This is a genomic window from Roseateles sp. (assembly GCF_046300915.1).
In the GTDB taxonomy this organism is placed as follows: Bacteria; Pseudomonadota; Gammaproteobacteria; order Burkholderiales; family Burkholderiaceae_C; genus Kinneretia.
On sequence record NZ_JBKCLH010000078.1, the window covers coordinates 1 to 18,371 of the forward strand.

Below are 18,371 nucleotides of genomic sequence, written 5' to 3' on the forward strand. Positions count from 1 at the left end.
ATGCGGGTGCGCGGCTGGGCGCGGCGCGGCATGGAGAGCGCGGGGTCCAGGCCGCCGATGAAGGGGAAGCCCGGCGCAAAGCCCAGCATATGGACGCGGTGGGCGCTGGCCAGGTGGCGTTCGACCACGTCGGCAGCGCTCAGGCCGCAGCGCTGGGCCACCTCGGCCAGATCGGGGCCGTAGTCCTTGTCGGCAGTGCCATAGCAGACCGGCACCTCGACCACGCGGCCGCTCTCGGCCTCGGCTTCCAGGGGCGTGCTCAGGCGGTCCAGCAGCTGCTCGCGCAGCGTGGCGAATGGGCTGGGGCCGAAGCACTCCGGCCGGTAATGCAGGGCCACGGTGGTGAAGGCCGGCACCACATCGCGCACGCCGGCAATGGGCTGCTCGCGCAGGCGCCGCACCAGGGCGTGCACGCGCGCGCTGGTGGCCGGGTCTACCTCGGTACCCAGGCGTATCAGCAGGCAGCGGTCGCCAACGGGCTCGATGGGCGCGGAGTCGGTGGGATGGTTCGGCACAAGGCGTCGCGGGCAGGTTTCTGGTCAAGGCGGGCAGGGTGGCGCCACCGGCGCGAAATTATGGCCGCCCTGTTCAGGTCCGCAGGCCGCGCCGCAGCTGCACCGCTTCGGCCATGGCGGCCGGCTCGATGCCGGGGCTGCCGGCCAGATCGGCCACGCTGCGCGCCACCCGCAACACGCGGTGGTAGGCGCGGGCCGACCAAGCCAGGCGCTGGGCCGCCTGCTGCAGCAGGGCCAGGGCGGCGGGCTCGGGCCGGGCCTGCTGCTCCAGGGCCGCACCTTCCAGCCGTGCATTGCAGCAGCCCTGGCGGTTCAGCGCCAGCGTGCGTGCCCGTGCCACGCGGGCGGCCACCGTGGCGCTGGGCTCGCCATCCGGCGCGGCGGCCAGCACCTGGGGCGGCAGGGCCGGCACTTCCACCAGCAGGTCCAGCCGGTCCATGAAGGGGCCGCTGAGCCGGCCCTGGTAGCGCGCCACCTGGTCGGGTGTGCAGCGGCATTCGCGGCTGGGGTGGCCCAGATAGCCGCAAGGGCAGGGGTTCATGGCCGCTACCAGCTGAAAACGCGCCGGAAACTCCACCCGCCTTGCCGCCCGGGCAATCAGGATGCGGCCGTTCTCCAGCGGCTCGCGCAGGGCCTCCCGGGCGCTGCGGGGGTATTCGGGCAGCTCGTCCAGGAACAGCACGCCATGCTGGGCCAGGGAGATCTCGCCGGGCCGCGGCGGCGAGCCCCCGCCCACCAGGGCCACGCTGGAGGCGCTGTGGTGCGGGGCACGAAAGGGACGCCGGCCCCAGGCCGCGGGGCTGAACTCGCCGGCCAGGCTGAGCACGGCGGCGGATTCCAGCGCCTCTTCTTCACTCAGCGGTGGCAGCAGGCCGGGCAGGCGCTGGGCCAGCATGGACTTGCCCGTGCCTGGCGGGCCGCTGAGCAAGAGGCTCAGGTCGCCCGCCGCCGCAATCTCCAGCGCCCGCTTGGGGCCGGCCTGGCCGCGGATCTCGCGCAGGTCCGGGCCGCCGAGAGCGGGCGCTGCCGCCGCTGCCGCACCGACGGGGGTAAGCGCCTGCTCACTGCCCGGCACCAGTGCCGCCACGATGTCCAGCAGATGCTTGGCGCTGTAGACGGGCAGGTCCCGCACCAGGGCGGCTTCGGCCGCGCTGTCCGGCGGCAGCAGCAGGCGCCGCGCCAGCCCTTCATGCTTGAGGGCCAGACCCATGGCCAGGGCGCCGCGTACCGGGCGCAGCTCGCCGGCCAGGGAGAGCTCGCCGGCACACTCCAGATTCTCCAGCCGAGCCGCGTCGATCTGGCCGCTGGCGGCCAGCAGGCCCAGGGCGATGGGCAGGTCGAAACGCCCGCCCTCCTTGGGCAGATCGGCCGGGGCCAGGCTGATGGTGATGCGCTTGTTGTGGGGAAATTCCAGGCCGCTGTTCTGCAGCGCGGCGCGCACACGTTCGCGGGCCTCCTTGACCTCGGTCTCGGCCAGGCCCACCAGGGTGAAGCTGGGCAGGCCATTGGCCAGATGTACTTCCACGCTCACCGGCGCGGCGCTGAGCCCATCCAGGGCACGGCTGTGAATAACGGCCAGGGACATTGCTTGCCACCTCCCGGCCCGCTTCCGCGCAGAGGCTGCGGGCGGGCCTGTGACGCCGATTGTGCAGCGCTCGCGCCGGCGCAGGTGCACGGATTCGGGGCATGCACCAAGCTGATGCCACGCTGTCTTCGGTCCAACTTGGTGCAGTTTCGCGCGCCCTCCGTGTTTGCCCTGGGCTTCGATGCGCCCTGGTGGCTGGATTTCGGGCTTGGCCAGGCTGGCACGGAAGCTGCGAAGCAGGGAAAGAACTCGTCCCATCCTCCCCAAAACTTTCAGGAGTCCCGTGATGAAGTCGATGACCGCCGCGCTAATCTGCAGCACCCTCGCACTGGCTGCCGCGCTGCCTGCCCAGGCTCAGGAAGCCAGCAGCACGCTGAGCTTCAATGCCAGCCTGACCTCGGACTACCGCTACCGCGGCATCTCGCAGTCGCGCCTCAAGCCCGCGCTGCAGGGCGGTCTGGACTACGCCCACGCCAGCGGCTTCTATCTGGGCGCCTGGGGTTCCACCATCAAGTGGATCAAGGACATTCCGGGCGGCGATGCCGGCGTGGAGCTTGATCTTTACGGCGGCTACAAGACCGAGATCGCCAAGGGCCTGACCCTGGATCTGGGCCTGCTGAGCTATGTCTATCCCAGCAACAAGCTCAAGCCCAGTGCCAACACCACCGAGCTCTACGGCGCCCTGAGCTTTGGCCCCTTCACCGCCAAGTACTCGCATGCGGTGACCAACACCTTTGGCAATGCCGATAGCAAGAACAGCGGCTATCTGGATCTGAGCGCCAGCTTCGAGCTGGTCGATGGCTGGATGCTGGCGCCGCATCTGGGCCATCAGAAGATCAAGGGCCCGGTGGGTGGCCCCGCCTCCTACACCGACTATTCGCTGACCCTGTCCAAGGACTTCAGCGGCCTGGTGCCTAGCGTGGCCCTGGTCGGCACCGACGCCGACAAGAGCTTCTATGTGCCTGGCGCCAATGCCAATAGCAGCAAGTTCCTGGGCAAGAGCGCCCTGGTCGTGGCGCTCAAGTACAACTTCTAAGACCCCGCGAGGAGAGAGTCATGAAACTGATCACCGCCGTCATCAAGCCCTTCAAGCTTGACGAGGTGCGCGAGGCCCTCAGCGCCATCGGCGTGCAGGGCCTGACCGTCACCGAGGTCAAGGGCTTTGGCCGCCAGAAAGGCCATACCGAGCTGTACCGCGGCGCCGAGTACGTGGTGGACTTCCTGCCCAAGGTCAAGATCGAGGCCGCCGTGGCCGACGATGTGGTCGAGCAGGTCATCGAGGCCATCGAAGGTGCGGCCCGCACCGGCAAGATCGGTGACGGCAAGATCTTTGTCTCGCCCCTGGACCAGGTGATCCGCATCCGCACCGGCGAGACCGGTCAGGACGCCCTCTGAGCGCAGTCGCCCCCAATTTCCCGGAGATTCCTTCATGTTGAAGAAGCTATTTGCCTGCCTGGCCCTGGCAGCGGCGGCGTGCGCGCCGGTCTGGGCCCAAGACGCGGCGGCCTCGGCACCTGCCGTGGCCGAAGCCGCCTCGGCCGCCTCGGTCGTGGTTGCCGCTGCAGCCGAGGCCGCCGCCTCGGCCCCTGCTGCCGCAGCCTCCGAGGCTGCCGCTCCTGCCCCCGTGCCCAACAAGGGCGATACCGCCTGGATGATGGTGTCCACCCTGCTGGTCATCCTGATGACCGTGCCGGGCCTGGCCCTGTTCTACGGTGGCCTGGTGCGCAGCAAGAATATGTTGTCGGTGCTGATGCAGGTCACGGTGGCCTTCTCCATGGTCGTGGTGCTGTGGGTGCTGTACGGCTACAGCCTGGCCTTCACCGAGGGCAATGCCTTCATCGGCGGCTTTGACCGGGTACTGCTCAAGGGCGTCTGGGACAACGCGGCCGGCACCTTCGCCAATGCGGCGACGTTCAGCAAGGGCGTCTACATCCCCGAGATCGTGTTCGCCGCCTTCCAGGCCACCTTTGCCGGCATCACCGCCTGCTTGATCGTGGGTGCCTTTGCCGAGCGCATCAAGTTCGGCGCCGTGCTGCTCTTCGTGGCCATCTGGTTCACCTTCAGCTACATCCCCATCGCCCATATGGTCTGGTTCTGGATGGGCCCGGATGCCTACAGCTCCGCCGCCGTGGCTGAGGAGATGACCAGCAAGGCCGGCCTGATCTGGCAGTGGGGCGCGCTGGACTTCGCCGGCGGCACCGTGGTGCACATCAACGCCGCCGTGGCCGGCCTGGTGGGCGCCTACATGGTGGGCAAGCGCATCGGTTATGGCAAGGAAGCTTTCACCCCGCACAGCCTGACCCTGACCATGGTGGGTGCCTCCCTGCTGTGGGTGGGCTGGTTCGGCTTCAATGCCGGCTCCGCCCTGGAAGCCAACGGCTTTGCCGCCCTGGCATTCGCCAACACCCTGGTGGCCACGGCCGCTGCCGTGCTGGCCTGGTGCATCGGCGAGGCCCTGCTCAAGGGTAAGGCCTCCATGCTGGGCGCCGCCTCGGGTGCCGTGGCCGGTCTGGTGGCCATCACCCCGGCCGCGGGCCATGTGGGTCTGGGTGGCGGTCTGATCATCGGCTTCATCGCCGGCTTCGCCTGCCTCTGGGGCGTGACCGGCCTGAAGAAGCTGCTGGGCGCGGACGACTCCCTGGATGTGTTCGGCGTGCACGGCGTGGGCGGCATCGTCGGCGCCCTGCTGACCGGCGTGTTCAACTCGCCCAATCTGGGCGGCCCCAGCGCCGTGGCCGACTGGGTCACCGTGGGCATGATCGCCCCCGACGCCTACTCCATCGCCAGCCAGGTCTGGGTGCAGGCCAAGGGCGTGCTGCTGACCATCGTCTGGTCGGGCGTGGTGTCCCTGATCGCCTACAAGATCGTGGACATGGTGATCGGTCTGCGTGTCTCGGAAGAAGCCGAGCGCGAGGGTCTGGACATCACCTCGCACGGCGAGACCGCGTATCACAAGTGATGCCGCTGCGGTGCCCGCTGCCGGGCGCCGCGCAGATGGCACCAGGCCGCCCCTCGGGGCGGCCTTTTTCATGGGCCTTGGATGATGCGCAGACGCCCTACTGCAGACGCTCCAGCTGGTAGCCGCGCTGTTCCAGCAGGCGGGGCAGGGCCTGGGGGCCGGTCATGTGCAGGGCGCCCACGGCGGCGAAGGGGCGGTGGCCCGCCTGGATCAGGGCGTCGATGCGCTCGGCCAGATTCGGGTTGCGCTCATCGTTGAGGCGCTGCAGCTGGGCCCGCTCGGCGGCGTTGCGCGCGCACTCGCACCATTGCTCGTAGTTGGCCAGCGTCTCCAGATCGCTGCGTTCCCAGGCCTCGGCCAGGCGCTTGAGCACCGGGCGGGCCTTGTCCTGCTCCAGCAGGTCCAGCAGCTCCGAGGTGGCCTCCATGGCCTCGGCGGGTTCGCGCGGCAGCAGGGCGTCCAGCTGCAGTTCCACCGTCTCCAGCGAGACCACGGGACGCTGCACGCTGTGCGCCATGCCGCTGAGCACCTGTTCCTGGGCATAGGCGGGGTCCAGCCCTTCCCAGCGAGCGGCCACCAGGGTCAGGGTGAAGGCCTGCATCAGCGGATGGGGAATGGCGGCCAGGCTGCCCTTGGGCAGGCAGGCCTTGGCCTCATGGCGCTCCAGGCGCTGGCGCAAGGGGGCGTCGGGCTCCAGACGGCGCAGGCTCAGCCCCGCGCTCATCTGCTGCTGCACGGCCGGATCGGCCGGGTCCAGCTCCAGGGCCAGCATATCGCTGTCCTGCAGGGCCGCGGCCAGCTTGGGGCCGGGGATGGCCCAGTCCAGCTTGCCGACATGAATGCTGCCGTAGAGATAGGCCTGGCGGCCGTCCTTGCTCAGGCGCCAGAGCAGGCCACGGTCGCTCGCCCGGGCCTGGGCGGCTTGCAAGGCCTCGGGGCTGGGAGGCTTGGCCACGGGTGGGCAGGTCGGGCCGGGGGTGGCAAGGGCCTGCTTGCGGGCCTGGCTGGCCTTGGCCTTGGGTGCGGCCTTGGGCTTGGCCTGTTTGGCGCTCTTGCTGCTTTTTGAGTTCTTGGCAGTCTTGCTGCTCGTGCCGCTGGGTGCGGCCGCGGCCGGCTGCTGCAGCAGGAACAGGGTGCCGCACAGCAGCAGGGCCAGGGGCAGGCGGCGTGCTGGTGCTGGGGAGGACGGACGTTGAGGCATAGCCGGACTCTAAGCCCTGGCAGCGCCGGTGAGGCCTTGCGTACGCAGCATGTGCCCCCAGCTTGCTCCTAGAATGGTTTCCACTTGCTTCCAACTGCCCGTTCCGGGCGGCAATCGCCCATGGTTCCCCACCTGATCACCGCACTGAACGGCCCCATCAACGAGCTGGAACAGCGCATCCTCGAATCCATGCCGGCGATCGAGCGCTGGTTCCGCCTGGAGTGGATGGAGCACACGCCGCCCTTCTACAGCTCGGTGGACATCCGCAATGCCGGCTTCAAGCTCGCGCCGGTGGACACCAACCTCTTCCCCGGCGGCTTCAACAATCTCAATCCCGAGACCCTGCCCCTGGCGGTGCAAGCCGCCATGGCGGCGATCGAGAAGATCTGCCCCGAGGCCAAGAACCTGCTGCTGGTGCCCGAGGCCCACACCCGCAACACCTTCTACCTGGCCAATATCGCCACCCTGATCCGCATCTTCAACCAGGCTGGCCTGAATGTGCGCCTGGGCAGCCTGGACCCGGCCATCACCGGCCCCACCCAGCTGGCCCTGGCCGATGGTGGCAGCCTGACCCTGGAGCCCTTGCAGCGCACGCGCGGTCGCCTCGGACTCAAGGACTTCGATCCTTGCACCATCCTGCTCAACGACGACCTGTCGGCCGGCATTCCCGCCGTGCTGCAGAACCTGCATGAGCAGTACCTGCTGCCGCCCCTGCACGCGGGCTGGGCCTTGCGGCGCAAGCACCAGCATTTCAAGGCCTACGAAGAGGTCGCCAAGAAGTTCGCCAAGCTCATGGGCATGGACCCCTGGCTGATCAACCCCATGTTCAGCCATCTGGACGGCCTGGACTTCGCCAGCGGCGAGGGCCTGGATGCCTTGCAGGCGCAGACCGATGCCCTCCTGACCAAGGTGCGCCGCAAGTACAAGGAATACGGCATCAACGAGAAACCCTTCGTGATCGTCAAGGCCGACACCGGCAGCCAGGGCCGCTGCATCACCACGGTGCGCGATGCCAAGGACCTGGAGACCCTGGGCCTCAAGCGCGGCGAGCAGGCCTGTCGCCTGCCGGATGGCCAGCCGGTGAACGCGGTGCTGATCCAGGAGGGCGTGGCCACCTATGAGCGCGTCAACGAGGCGGTGGCCGAGCCGGTGGTCTACATGATGGACCGCTATGTGGTGGGCGGCTTCTACCGCGTGCATGCCGAGCGCGGCGTGGACGAGAACCTCAATGCCCCCGGCTCCAGCTATGTGCCCCTGGCCTTTGCCGAGTCCACCCAGCTGCCGCGACCCGGGGCCAAGCCCGGCGCCAGCGCGCCCAACCGCTTCTATATGTACGGCGTGATCGCGCGTCTGGCCATGCTGGCCGCCAGCTACGAGCTGGAGGCCACCGATCCCGATGCCGAGGTCTATGCCTGACTGACCGGGCCCTGCTCCGCGGCCAGCCCCCCCTGCTGCCGGAGCAGCTCGATGAAGCGATCCACAAAGGGGTTGCTCATCTCCTCCGATTGCCAGGCGCACAGCCCGCCCAGGCCCAGATCCAGGTCCAGCGGCAGCAGGCGCACGGCGCCCGAGAGGGCGGCCGAGCGTGCGATGGGCGAGGGCATGATGGCCACCAGGGGCATGCGCTGCAGCAGGCCCAGGGTCAGCATCAGATCGTCGGTCTGCAGCACATTGCTGGGCAGGGGCAGGCCGAGCTGGTGCCAGAAGCGGTCGCGCCGCACGCGCGAGCGCGTGCCTGGCAGGGGCCAGATCCAGGCCTGCTGGTTGAGCGTCTCCCAGCTCAGCCGGCGCTCACGTGCCAGCGGATGCGCGCTGCTGATCACCACCCGCTCCTGCACCGGCATCACGCTGTGGGCGCGCAGCTCCGGTGGCGCATCGCCCACCTGACGGGCCACCACCAGATCCAGCCGGCCCTGGCGCAGGTCTTCGAACATGCCGCTCAGGGCATGGGTGCGCACCGCCAGGCTCAGCTGCGGTAGCTCCTCCTTCATGCGGGCGATGCTGTCAAACAGCAGGGGGTTGAGGGCCGCATTGGTCGCGCCGATCAGCAGCTCCCCGCTGGCGCCGCGCATCAGGGCCGCGGCTTCCTCGCTGCCTCGGCGCAGCAGCTGCTCCATGCGCTGGGCCAGCCGCACCATCTGCGCGCCCAGCGGTGTGGCGCGAATGCTGCGGCCGCGTCGCAAAAACAGGGTTTTCCCTAGGGCTCGTTCCACCTCGCCCAGGGACTTGCTGATGGCGGGTTGGGTCACATGCAGTGCATCGGCCGCCGCACTAAGGGAACCCGCCTTGGACAGGGCGAGCAGCATGCGCAGCTGGCGCAGGCTCAGGCGCTGCATCACGAAGGCCTCCACCTGCTCGGGTGTGACCTCTTCTTCTAGAGGCATAACTTCAGGAAAAGTTTTGTAAAGAAACGGTCATGGATTGTGCCTGCGCAATCCCTAGGGTGTGCAGCTACCTCTTTCCCACACACCAGATACAGGACCGTCCGATGACCCCTCGTCATTCCCTGATCGCCCTGGCCGCCATGATGGTGGCCCTGCAGGCCCAAGCCCAGAACAACGCCGCTGCCGACTCGCAGAAGCTGGAGCGCATCGAGATCACCGGCTCCTCGATCAAGCGCGTGGACAAGGAAACGGCCTCGCCCGTGCAGGTGATCAAGGCCGAGGACATCGCGCGCACCGGCGCCCTCACCCTGGCCGATGTGATGGCCCTGCTGCCGGCCGTGGCCGGTGGTGGCCAGGTGGACAGCACCAGCAGCAGCTTCTCCGACGGCGTGGCCACCGTGTCCATGCGCGGCCTGGGCTCGGCCTCCACCCTGACCCTGATCAACGGCCGTCGCATGGCCGCGGCCGCCACGGCCAACCCCAATGCGGGCCAGTCCACCCTGTACAACCTGAACAACATCCCCATGGCCGCCATCGAGCGCGTGGAGGTGTTGAAGGACGGTGCCTCCGCCATCTACGGCTCCGACGCCATGGCCGGCGTGGTGAACTTCATCCTGAAGAAGGAATACCAGGGCCTGGAAGCCAAGCTGAACACCTCGGGCGCCATGCAGGGCGGCTTCCGCACCAACAGCGCCAGCTTTTTCGGCGGCTTTGGCGATCTGGACAGCCAGCGCTTCAATGTGATGCTGGGCCTGGACCTGTCCAAGCGCGGCGCCACCGGGGTCAACAAGCTCGACGGCGTGTCCTATGACGCCTGGTCCCTGGGCACCACCTCCACCAGCACCGGTCTGGCCGGCGACATCTACCGCCAAGACAGCGCCCTGACCTTCGCGCCCAATTTCTGGCGCGAGACCGCCGTGGGTTCGGGCGCCTTCAACACCACCACGCCCATCCCGCCCAAGAACGGCCAATGCGCGGCGCCCGGCGTCTATGACACCACGGTGCTGGCCAACCGCGCCCCGGTCTGCGCCATGGACACCAGCATCTACGAGCGCTTCACCGAGCCCTCCAAGAGCGCCAATCTGTTCGCCCGCGCCAACTTCCTGATCTCCCAGGACCTGACCGCCTCGGTGGAGGCGGCCTATTCGCGCCTGGAGAACACCTATAGCACCGGCTACGCCACCCTGGGTTCGGGCCTGAGCGAGTGGTTCGATGCCAAGGGCAATCGCCGCACCTTCCGTCATGTGATGGCGGCCAACCATCCGGACAACCCGCTGTTCCAGGCCGACCCCAACAACAAGCTGCGCCTGGCCACCAGCGCCCGCCTGGGCGACATCTCGCGCGACACCCAGGTCAAGCAGGATGATCTGCGCCTGGTGCTGGACCTGACCGGCACCCACTTTGGCTGGGACTGGAACGGCGGCCTGCTCTACAACCAGAGCAAGCGCAAGGAAACCGAGACCGGCATGATCAATTCCGTGACGGCCCAGGCCGCGCTGGACAAGTACCGTTTTGGCGGTGTCAACAGCCCCGAGCTGCTGGCCCAGATCAGCCCCGTGGCGGTCAACGACGGTGACACCAAGGTCTCCATCGCCAATATCAAGGGCAGCCGCGAATTCGGCCGCCTGGCCGGTGGCGCCATCGGCGTGGCCCTGGGCCTGGAGCACCGCAGCGAAAGCATCACCATGACGCCGGATGCCAATCTGGCGGCCGGCAACTTCGTGAGCCGCGGTGGTTCGCAGGCCAATGGCAGCCGCAACGTGACCTCGGTGTTTGCCGAAACCGTGCTGCCGGTCTTCAAGACCCTGGCCCTGGAAGCGGCCCTGCGCTCCGACCAGTACAGCGACTTCGGCAACTCCACCACACCCAAGCTGGGTTTCAAGTGGACCCCGATCAAGACCCTGGCCCTGCGCGGCACGGTGGCCGAAGGCTTCCGTGCGCCCAGCCTGAGCCAGATGTCCGAGTCCTCGGTGACCAGCTTCCAGAGCATCGGCACCTGGCGTGACGCGCTGCGCTGCCCCGTGGGCGCCAACGGCCTGCCGGCCAAGATCCCGGGCGCCACCGGCTACGACAACACCCTGACCAACGAGTGCGACCGCAATGCCAGCACGGGCAACTCGCGCAGCATCGCGGCCTTCATCGTGGCCAACCCCAATCTGCGCCCCGAGACCTCGCGCAGCTACACCCTGGGCCTGGTGTTCGCACCGTTTGAATCGCTCAACGGCACCTTTGACATCTACCAGATCACGCGCAAGAACGAGATCGACCGCCTGAGCTCCAGCGATGTGCTGCAGCGCCTGTACGAGCAGGGTGAGGCCTCTTACGCCGCCGATGTGGTGCGCAGCGCCGACGCGAGCACCGCGCTCAAGGATGCCCAGGGCAAGGTGATCCCGGGTACCGAGCGCATCGCCATGGTCAAGCGCAGGTACCTGAACCTGGGCCAGACCCAGGTGCGTGGTGCCGATCTGGAGCTGAGCCACCGTGCCACCCTGGGTGACGGCGCCCGCCTGAACAGCGCCCTGTTCCTGGGCTATGTGCACAGCTACAAGGTGCAGCGCGACAAGGGTCTGCCGATTGTCGATACCAATGACTCCATGGGTGACGACCGTCCCAAGTACAAGGCGCGCGTGAGCAGCACCTACAGCCTGGGCAACTTCTCGGTCACCACGGCCGTGAACTACGTGCACAGCATGGGTCTGCCGCGCTACAACCTGTCGACGGGCGTGCGTGAAGAGTGCAGCCCCACCTATGCCAACAGCAAGTTCCAGACCGCGGCCCTGGGCGGCGACTGCCGCGTGGCCTCGCTGACCACGGTGGATCTGGGCGTGGGCTTCAAGCCGGTGAAGAACCTGAACTTGCGCGCCACGGTGCTGAATGTGTTCGACCGTGCGGCGCCCTATTCGCCCACCGGCGCCAGCGACAACCTCTACGGCTGGGACAAGGGCCTGTACAACGCTGCGGGCCGCCAGCTCTCGGTCAGCGCCGGCTACACCTTCTGGTAAGCCAGTCCGGGCTCGTGCGGGGCGGCGTCACTCAGACGCGCCCCGCCGCCTGCATCACCCTTGAGGGCGGCGCGTGCCGCCCTTTTTCATGTCTGCGGGTCGCCCCGCAGCGACACAGAGACTGCCGTTGTCCATGAAACAGCCTGCCCAACTTTTGCGCCCTCTCTTGCTGGCCCTGGGTCTCAGCCTGCTGGGTGCCTGCTCCAGCACGGGGCCCGCACAGCCCGCGGTCCGCGCTGAGCAGCCCATTCCCGGATTGCTGACCGAAGGCATCCCGCCCCTGCCAGCCGTGCCCCGCTCGGCACCGGCCTATGAAGCGCCGGCCCTGCGCTTCGTGGACTGGCATCCGCAGCAGCTGGAGATGCTGGTGCTGGCCCGCCATCAAGGGCTGATGCAGCTGCACCGCCTGGATCAGGCAGGCGGCCGCCCCCAGCTCCTGAGCCGCGGCGCTGATCCGGTGGACGATGCGCGCTGGGAGCCCGAGCAGGGGCGCTATCTGGTCTTCAGCCGCGATCAGGGCGGGGACGAGGCCTTCAGGCTCTACCGTCTGGACACCGGCGAGCCGGCCGGGGAGGGCGTGGCACTCACGCCCGCCGGGGCGCGGGTCAATGGCTTTGCCTTCCTGCCCCAAGGACGGGGCCTGGTCTATCTGCTGGAGCAGCTGGACCGCCAGGCCCAGGGGCAGGGCGGCGAGCGGCGCGCGCGCAGCTGGCTGCAGTGGGTGGACCCGCTCAATCCGGCCAGCACCCGCCGCCTGGGCGAGGTGGAGGGCGGGCGCTTTGGCGATCTGCGCGTCGGCCCCAGCGGCGCCATCACCGTGCTGCGCAGCCAGGGCAAGCAGAGTCAGCTGCTGCGCTACACGCTCGATGGCACAGCGCCCCAGGCCCTGGGCGCGGCGCGCCAGATCGATTCCCAAGAGGAGGCCGACGAGGAATTTCTGTGGAGCCGCCTGGCCCTGCAGGGCGACTTCCGTCATCTGGTGCGCACCTCGCTGGACAGCGGTGCGCGCGAGCCCCTGCTGGCCCAGGCCCTGGGCGGCGATCTGGAGGCCCTGGCCGTGCCGGCCCCGGGGCTGCATCAGCCCCTGGCCCTGGTGAGCAATGAGGCGGGGCTCTCGGCCCTGTGGCTGTATGAGCCGCGGGATGCGGGCGCGGCGCCACGCCGCATTGCCACGGACCTGCCGGCCGGTGTGCTGCGCAATCCGCGCTGGCATCCGCGCTATCCGGTGCTGGGCTTCTCCCATGTCTGGACCCAAAGCCCCGGCCAGCTTTACAGCTGGGATGCGCGCGACCAGCGCTTGCAGGCCTGGTCCGGCGCGGATGAGAAGAACCAGCCCCTGCGCACCGAGCTGCTGCGCTGGAAGAGCTTTGACGGGCTGGAGATCACGGGGCTGCACACGCCGCCGCCGGCGCGCTTCAGCGGCCCGCGGCCGGTCTACATCAGCCTGCATGGCGGCCCGGCCTCGCAGTCGCGCCCCGGCTATCTCTCGGCCACCCTGCGCCAGCTGGTGGAAGAGCAGGGCGTGCACCTGATCCAGCCCAATGTGCGCGGCTCGGACGGCTTCGGCAAGCGCTTCCTGGCCCTGGACAACGGCCGCCTGCGTGAAAACGCCACCCGCGACGTGAGCGCCCTGCTGGACCTCATTGCTCGTCGCCCCGATATGGACGCGGCCAAGGTCATCGTGGCCGGCGGCAGCTATGGTGGCTATCTGACCCTGGCCGTGGCGGCGGCCGAGGCGCCGCGCATTGCCGGCAGCATCTGCCGCGTGGGCATTGCCAATTTCGTGAGCTTTCTGGAGCACACCGAGAGCTACCGGCGCGACAACCGCCGCGCCGAGTATGGCGACGAGCGCGACCCGGCCATGCGCGAGTTCCTGACCCAGATCTCGCCCCTGTCCCGCGTGCAGCAGATGAGCAAGCCCATGTTCATCGTGCATGGCCGCAACGATCCGCGCGTGCCCTATGGCGAGGCCCAGCAGATGGCGGCGGCCCTGCAGGCCCAGGGCACGCCCCTGTGGTTCCTGACCGGCGAGGAGGAGGGCCATAGCGTGGCCAAGCCCGCCAACCGCGACTATCTGCAGCGCGCCACGCTGGAGTTTGTGCGTCGGGTGCTGGGCGGTCAGCCCCTGTCGGCCCCCTGACCCCGGGCCTTCCCGGGGCTGTTGCACCGCACAAAACCGGGAGCACAATACGGTTTTTGATCTCGCGGCGCCTTGCACGGCGTCGCCCTCGTTTGTGACAGCCTCGACAACGAAGCAGAGCCCCACCGTCTTGGCGGGCATGACCCTGGGCGCCTTGGGTGTCGTCTATGGCGACATCGGCACCAGCCCGCTGTACGCGCTCAAGGAAGTCTTCCACGGGGGGCATGTGCCCCTCAGTGCGGACAATATCCTGGGCGTGCTGTCCCTGCTGTTCTGGACCATGACCATCGTGGTCTCGCTCAAGTACGTGCTGCTGATCCTGCGCGCGGACAACAACGGCGAGGGCGGCCTGATCGCCATGCTGGCCCTGGCGACACAGGCCGTGCGCGACAAGCCCCGGCTGCGCCGCGTGCTGATGCTGGTGGGCCTGTTCGGCACGGCCATCTTCTTTGGTGATGCGGTCATCACCCCGGCCATGACGGTGCTGGGTGCGGTGGAGGGCATCGATGTCTATGCGCCGCAGTACCACGATGCCATCGTGCCCATTACCGTGTTGGTGCTGGCCGGGCTGTTCGCGGTGCAGCGCTTTGGCACCGCCGGTGTGGGCAAGGCCTTCGGACCGGTGATGCTGGTCTGGTTCAGCAGCCTGGCCCTGCTGGGGCTGCCCCAGGTCATGGCCAATCCCGAGGTGCTGGCCGCGGTGAACCCGGCCCATGCCCTGCGCTTCTGCCTGGAGTATCAGTGGATCGCCTTTGTGGCCCTGGGAGCCGTGGTCCTGGTGGTGACGGGCGGTGAGGCCCTCTATGCCGACCTGGGCCACTTCGGCAAGAGGCCCATACGCATCGCCTGGTACGGCATCGTGATGCCAGCCCTGGTCATCAACTACTTCGGCCAGGGCGCCCTGCTGCTCAAGGACCCCGCGGCGATCAAGAATCCCTTCTACCTGATCGCCCCGGACTGGGCCGAAATCCCGCTCTTCGTGCTGGCCACCCTGGCCGCCATCGTGGCCTCCCAGGCCCTGATCACGGCGGCCTTCTCCGTCACCAAGCAGGCTATCCAGCTGGGCATCCTGCCGCGCATGCGCATCCTGCACACCTCGGTGCGCGACACGGGCCAGATCTACGTGCCCTTCGTCAACTGGGGGCTCTTTGTCTTTGTGCTGCTGGCCGTGGTGCTGTTTGGCTCCTCCAGCAAGCTGGCCGGTGCCTATGGCGTGGCGGTGACCATCGACATGACCATCACCACGGTCATGACCTTCTTCGTGATCCGCTACGGCTGGCGCTATCCCCTGCCGCTGTGTGTGGTGGCGACCGGGGTGTTCTTCATCATCGACATCACCTTCCTGGCCTCGAACATGCTCAAGCTGCTGCATGGCGGCTGGTTCCCGCTGCTGATCGGCATTGGCATGTTCACCCTGATGCTGACCTGGAAGCAGGGCCGTCGCCAGCTCAGCCAGAAGCTGCGTGAAGACGCCATCGATCTGCGCAGCTTCCTGGAAGCCGTCTTCGTCAGCCCGCCTACCCGGGTGGCCGGCACGGCCGTCTTTCTCTCGGCGGAGCAGGGCGTGACGCCCAATGCCCTGCTGCACAACCTCAAGCACAACAAGGTGCTGCACGAGCAGAACCTCTTTGTCTCGGTCAAGCACCATGAGGTGCCCTGGGTGGGCTTCGAGAAGCGCATGGAGGTGCAGAGCCTGGGCAACAACTGCTGGCAGATCAGCATCAACTTCGGCTTCAAGAATGAGCCCGATGTGCCCGAGGCCCTGAGGCTGCTGGAGCAGCATGGCGTGCAGCTGGAAGAGATGGAAACCAGCTACTTCCTCTCGCGCGACATCGTCATCCCGACCATAGGCTCGGGCATGGCGCCCTGGCGCGAGAAGCTCTTCGCCAGCATGCACCGCAATGCCGCGGCCGCGGCCGACTTCCTGCACCTGCCCACCAACCGCATCGTGGAGCTGGGCGCCAAGGTCGAGATCTGAGTCTCCGGGGGGCGGGCACGCCCGCCCCGGCCTTGCCTGTCGCGGACTTGCAACGTCAATGAGAATTATTCTCATATAAGATGCGCGCCTTGCCGGTGTGCCAGCCGTCCCGCGGGATGGCGGCGCACCGATCCCAGCTGAGCCTGCCAGCCTCTCGCCCGCTGCTCGATTTCCCATCGCAGCCCGACCCGCCGCCGGTACCGCCCGCCGCGGGTCCGTCACGGAGTGCCCATGGCCCGCAGTCTTGTCTCCCCCTCCTCGCGCCGCCGCATGCGCGAGGCTCTTGTCCCCGCCTCCATGGCCCTGGCCGTCCTCAGCCTGTGTGCAGCGGCCCAGGCCCAGGCTCAAGCTCAGGCCCAGGCGCCGGCCGCACCGGCCGCTCCACGTCTGGTCCAGCCTGATCTGCCCAAGCTGACCGTCACGGCCACCCGCCTGGAAACGCCCGAAGACCAGGTGGCCGCCACGGTCACCACGCTCAGCGCCCAGGAGATCGAGCGCAAGCTGGCCACCGACCTCAAGAACCTGCTGCGCGATGAGGCCGGCGTGGCGGTGCGCTACCAGCCCAACCGCAGCTCGGCCGCCTTCTACAGCACGGGCCGGGGCGGCAACGAGGGCATCAATATCCGTGGCCTCGAGGGCAATCAGGTGCTGCTGCAGACCGATGGCGTGCGCCTGCCCATGGTCTACAGCAGCGGCCCGGTCTTTGCCGGGCGCGGCGACTACATCGATGTGGAGGCCTTCAAGCAGGTGGAAATCCTGCGCGGCGCCTCGTCCAATGCCTATGGCAGCGATGGCCTGTCCGGCGCGGTCAGCTTTGTCACCAAGGACCCGGCCGACCTGCTGCCGCGCGGCAAGTCCTCGCAGGCGGCGCTCAAGCTGGGCCATGCCACGGTGGACAAGTCCAGCAGCCTGGTGCCCAGCTATGCCTTCCGCGCCGACCAGTGGGAGGGCCTGGTGCTGGCCAGCCTGCGCCGCGGGCATGAGACCGATACCCGCGGTGAGCGCGAGACCCGCGACCGCACGCGCACCGTGGGCAATCCGCAGGACATCGCCTCCAACTACCTGCTTGGCAAGCTGGTCTACAAACTCGACGCCCGCCAGCAGCTCAAGCTCTCGCTGGAACATCTGGACCGCGAGGTGGACACCCAGGTCTTCACCCTGTTCGGCGACCCGATGTTCCCGACGCACACGCGCGTCGATGCCGGCGAACGCATCAACCGCAGCCTGCTCAAGCTGGACTACCGCTATGTGGACAGCAGCAACCCGCTGTTCCAGCGCGCGAACGCCCAGCTCTACTGGCAGGACGCCAAGAACCGCCAGCTGGGCTATGAGGAGCGCAGCAACACCAGCGTCTGGAACAGCCGCTCGCGCGACGCCTTCTATGCCGAGCGCATGGTGGGCGGCTCCCTGCAGTTCGAGAGCCATCTGCCGCAGCAGCGCCTGCTCTACGGCCTGGACCTCTCCAGCACCCTGGTGCACTCGCTCAAGGAGGGCGCCAACTATCTGAATGGCAGCCTGGTCACGGCCCCGCCGCCTTCGGGCTTCGGTCCGGTCAACAAGAGCTTTCCGGATACCGACTACCGCCTGCTGGGCCTCTTCGTTCAGGATGAGATCAGCTGGGGCCAGTTCATGCTCACGCCGGGTCTGCGCCTGGACCGCTTCGAGCTGGACCCGCGCCAGGGTGATCCGCTCTACAGCATCAACAACCCGGCCACACCGGCCAAGCTCAGTGATCATGAGCTCTCGCCGCGCCTGGGTCTGGTCTGGACCCATAACCCCATGCTGCGCGTCTATGGCCAGTACGCCCATGGCTTTCGCGCGCCCACGCCCAGCCAGCTCAATGGCGGCGTGACCAATCTGAACTCGCGCCCGGCCTACACCTCGGTGGGCAATCCGGACCTCAAGCCCGAGACCAGCGATGCCTTCGAGCTGGGCCTGCGTGGCCGCAGCGACACCCTGCGCTACCAGCTGGCGCTTTTCAAGTCGCGCTACAAGGACTTCATCGCGGCCAATCAGACCGTCAGCGGCAGCGGCAGCGCGGCCGATCCCCTGGTGTTCAAGTCCGTCAACCTGAATGGCGCGCGCATCAGCGGTGTCGAGCTCTCGGGCGCCTGGACCTTCCTGCCGCAATGGACGCTCAGCGCCAGCTACGCCCATACCAAGGGCGATAGCGAGGCCCCCAACGGCAGCCGCACCCCCCTGGACAGCGTGGAGCCCGACAAGGGCGTGCTGGGCCTGCGCTACGAGCAGGCCGGGGTCTGGGGCGCCGAGCTCAAGCTCACCGGCATGAAGAGCCAGCGCCGCAACCCCGACCCCAGCCGCAACTACACGCCCAAGGGCTTTGTGGTCGGCGATCTGAACGCCTGGTGGGACATCGACAAGCGCTGGAGCCTGAACGCGGCCCTGAGCAATATCGGCGATGTGAAGTACTGGCAGTGGTCCGATGTGCGCGGCATTGCTCCTGGCAATATCGCCCTGGACGCCTACACCCAGCCGGGCCGCAACTTCAGCGCCAGCGTTCGCTACCAGTTCTGAGCCCTGCTGCCCCTTGCTTCAGAAGGGCAGCAGCTCAAAGCGGCCCGGCTGAAGATGGGCCAGCTGGCGCTG

At 68.0% G+C, this 18,371-nt stretch carries 12 protein-coding genes; 8 read left to right on the plus strand and 4 right to left on the minus strand.

Annotated elements, in window-relative coordinates; all coding sequences use genetic code 11:
• Together ACK5F2_RS05910 and ACK5F2_RS05915 are read right to left on the minus strand one after the other, a co-directional pair.
• A partial coding sequence (locus tag ACK5F2_RS05910; RefSeq protein WP_409863461.1) for an allophanate hydrolase subunit 1 occupies positions 1-515 on the minus strand: 515 nt, incomplete at its 3' end.
• Between the two features lie 73 nt (positions 516-588).
• Positions 589-2,100 carry a YifB family Mg chelatase-like AAA ATPase gene (locus ACK5F2_RS05915; protein WP_409863463.1) on the minus strand — a complete coding sequence of 504 codons (1,512 nt, stop codon included), beginning with the start codon at positions 2,098-2,100 and terminating at the stop codon, positions 589-591.
• 286 nt (positions 2,101-2,386) lie between these two features.
• Here ACK5F2_RS05915 and ACK5F2_RS05920 point away from each other — a divergent pair, with 286 nt between their 5' ends.
• The 3 genes from ACK5F2_RS05920 to amt are packed head-to-tail and all read left to right on the plus strand — an operon-like array spanning position 2,387 to position 5,059.
• On the plus strand, positions 2,387-3,136 hold the full coding sequence (locus ACK5F2_RS05920) for a TorF family putative porin (protein ID WP_409863464.1): 750 nt from the start codon (positions 2,387-2,389) through the stop codon (positions 3,134-3,136).
• A gap of 20 nt (positions 3,137-3,156) precedes the next feature.
• Complete coding sequence (glnK, locus tag ACK5F2_RS05925; protein WP_133601582.1) at positions 3,157-3,495, plus strand: P-II family nitrogen regulator; 339 nt, start codon at positions 3,157-3,159, stop codon at positions 3,493-3,495.
• Between the two features lie 37 nt (positions 3,496-3,532).
• A complete protein-coding gene (amt, locus tag ACK5F2_RS05930) occupies positions 3,533-5,059 on the plus strand; it encodes an ammonium transporter (protein WP_409863476.1) in 1,527 nt (508 codons plus the stop codon).
• Positions 5,060-5,156: 97 nt separating this feature from the next.
• Here the strand turns inward: amt and ACK5F2_RS05935 are convergent, their stop codons facing one another.
• Entirely contained in the window at positions 5,157-6,260 is a 1,104-nt protein-coding gene (locus tag ACK5F2_RS05935; protein ID WP_409863465.1) for a TraB/GumN family protein, read from the minus strand.
• A 120-nt stretch (positions 6,261-6,380) separates the two neighbouring features.
• Between ACK5F2_RS05935 and gshA the strand changes: the two genes are divergently transcribed.
• Positions 6,381-7,676 carry a glutamate--cysteine ligase gene (gene gshA, locus ACK5F2_RS05940; RefSeq protein WP_409863467.1) on the plus strand — a complete coding sequence of 432 codons (1,296 nt, stop codon included), beginning with the start codon at positions 6,381-6,383 and terminating at the stop codon, positions 7,674-7,676.
• On the opposite strand, the gene ACK5F2_RS05945 is transcribed toward gshA, so the two are convergent.
• On the minus strand, positions 7,667-8,644 hold the full coding sequence (locus ACK5F2_RS05945) for a LysR substrate-binding domain-containing protein (protein ID WP_409863469.1): 978 nt from the start codon (positions 8,642-8,644) through the stop codon (positions 7,667-7,669). The two genes, gshA and ACK5F2_RS05945, sit on opposite strands and share 10 nt — an antisense overlap.
• Before the next feature lie 104 nt (positions 8,645-8,748).
• On the opposite strand from ACK5F2_RS05945, the gene ACK5F2_RS05950 reads away from it, so the two are divergent.
• The 4 genes from ACK5F2_RS05950 (at position 8,749) to ACK5F2_RS05965 (ending at position 18,299) form a co-directional block, all read left to right on the plus strand.
• The gene (locus tag ACK5F2_RS05950) at positions 8,749-11,646 is read left to right on the plus strand and encodes a TonB-dependent receptor (RefSeq protein ID WP_409863471.1); all 2,898 of its coding nucleotides are present in this window, start codon (positions 8,749-8,751) and stop codon (positions 11,644-11,646) included.
• A gap of 133 nt (positions 11,647-11,779) precedes the next feature.
• The gene (locus ACK5F2_RS05955; protein WP_409863472.1) at positions 11,780-13,786 is read left to right on the plus strand and encodes a S9 family peptidase; all 2,007 of its coding nucleotides are present in this window, start codon (positions 11,780-11,782) and stop codon (positions 13,784-13,786) included.
• A 139-nt stretch (positions 13,787-13,925) separates the two neighbouring features.
• A complete protein-coding gene (locus ACK5F2_RS05960) occupies positions 13,926-15,764 on the plus strand; it encodes a potassium transporter Kup (protein WP_409863477.1) in 1,839 nt (612 codons plus the stop codon).
• Positions 15,765-15,995: 231 nt separating this feature from the next.
• Positions 15,996-18,299: a TonB-dependent hemoglobin/transferrin/lactoferrin family receptor gene (locus ACK5F2_RS05965; protein WP_409863474.1), complete on the plus strand. Its 2,304-nt coding sequence runs from the start codon at positions 15,996-15,998 to the stop codon at positions 18,297-18,299.
• The last annotated feature ends 72 nt before the right edge of the window (positions 18,300-18,371 follow it).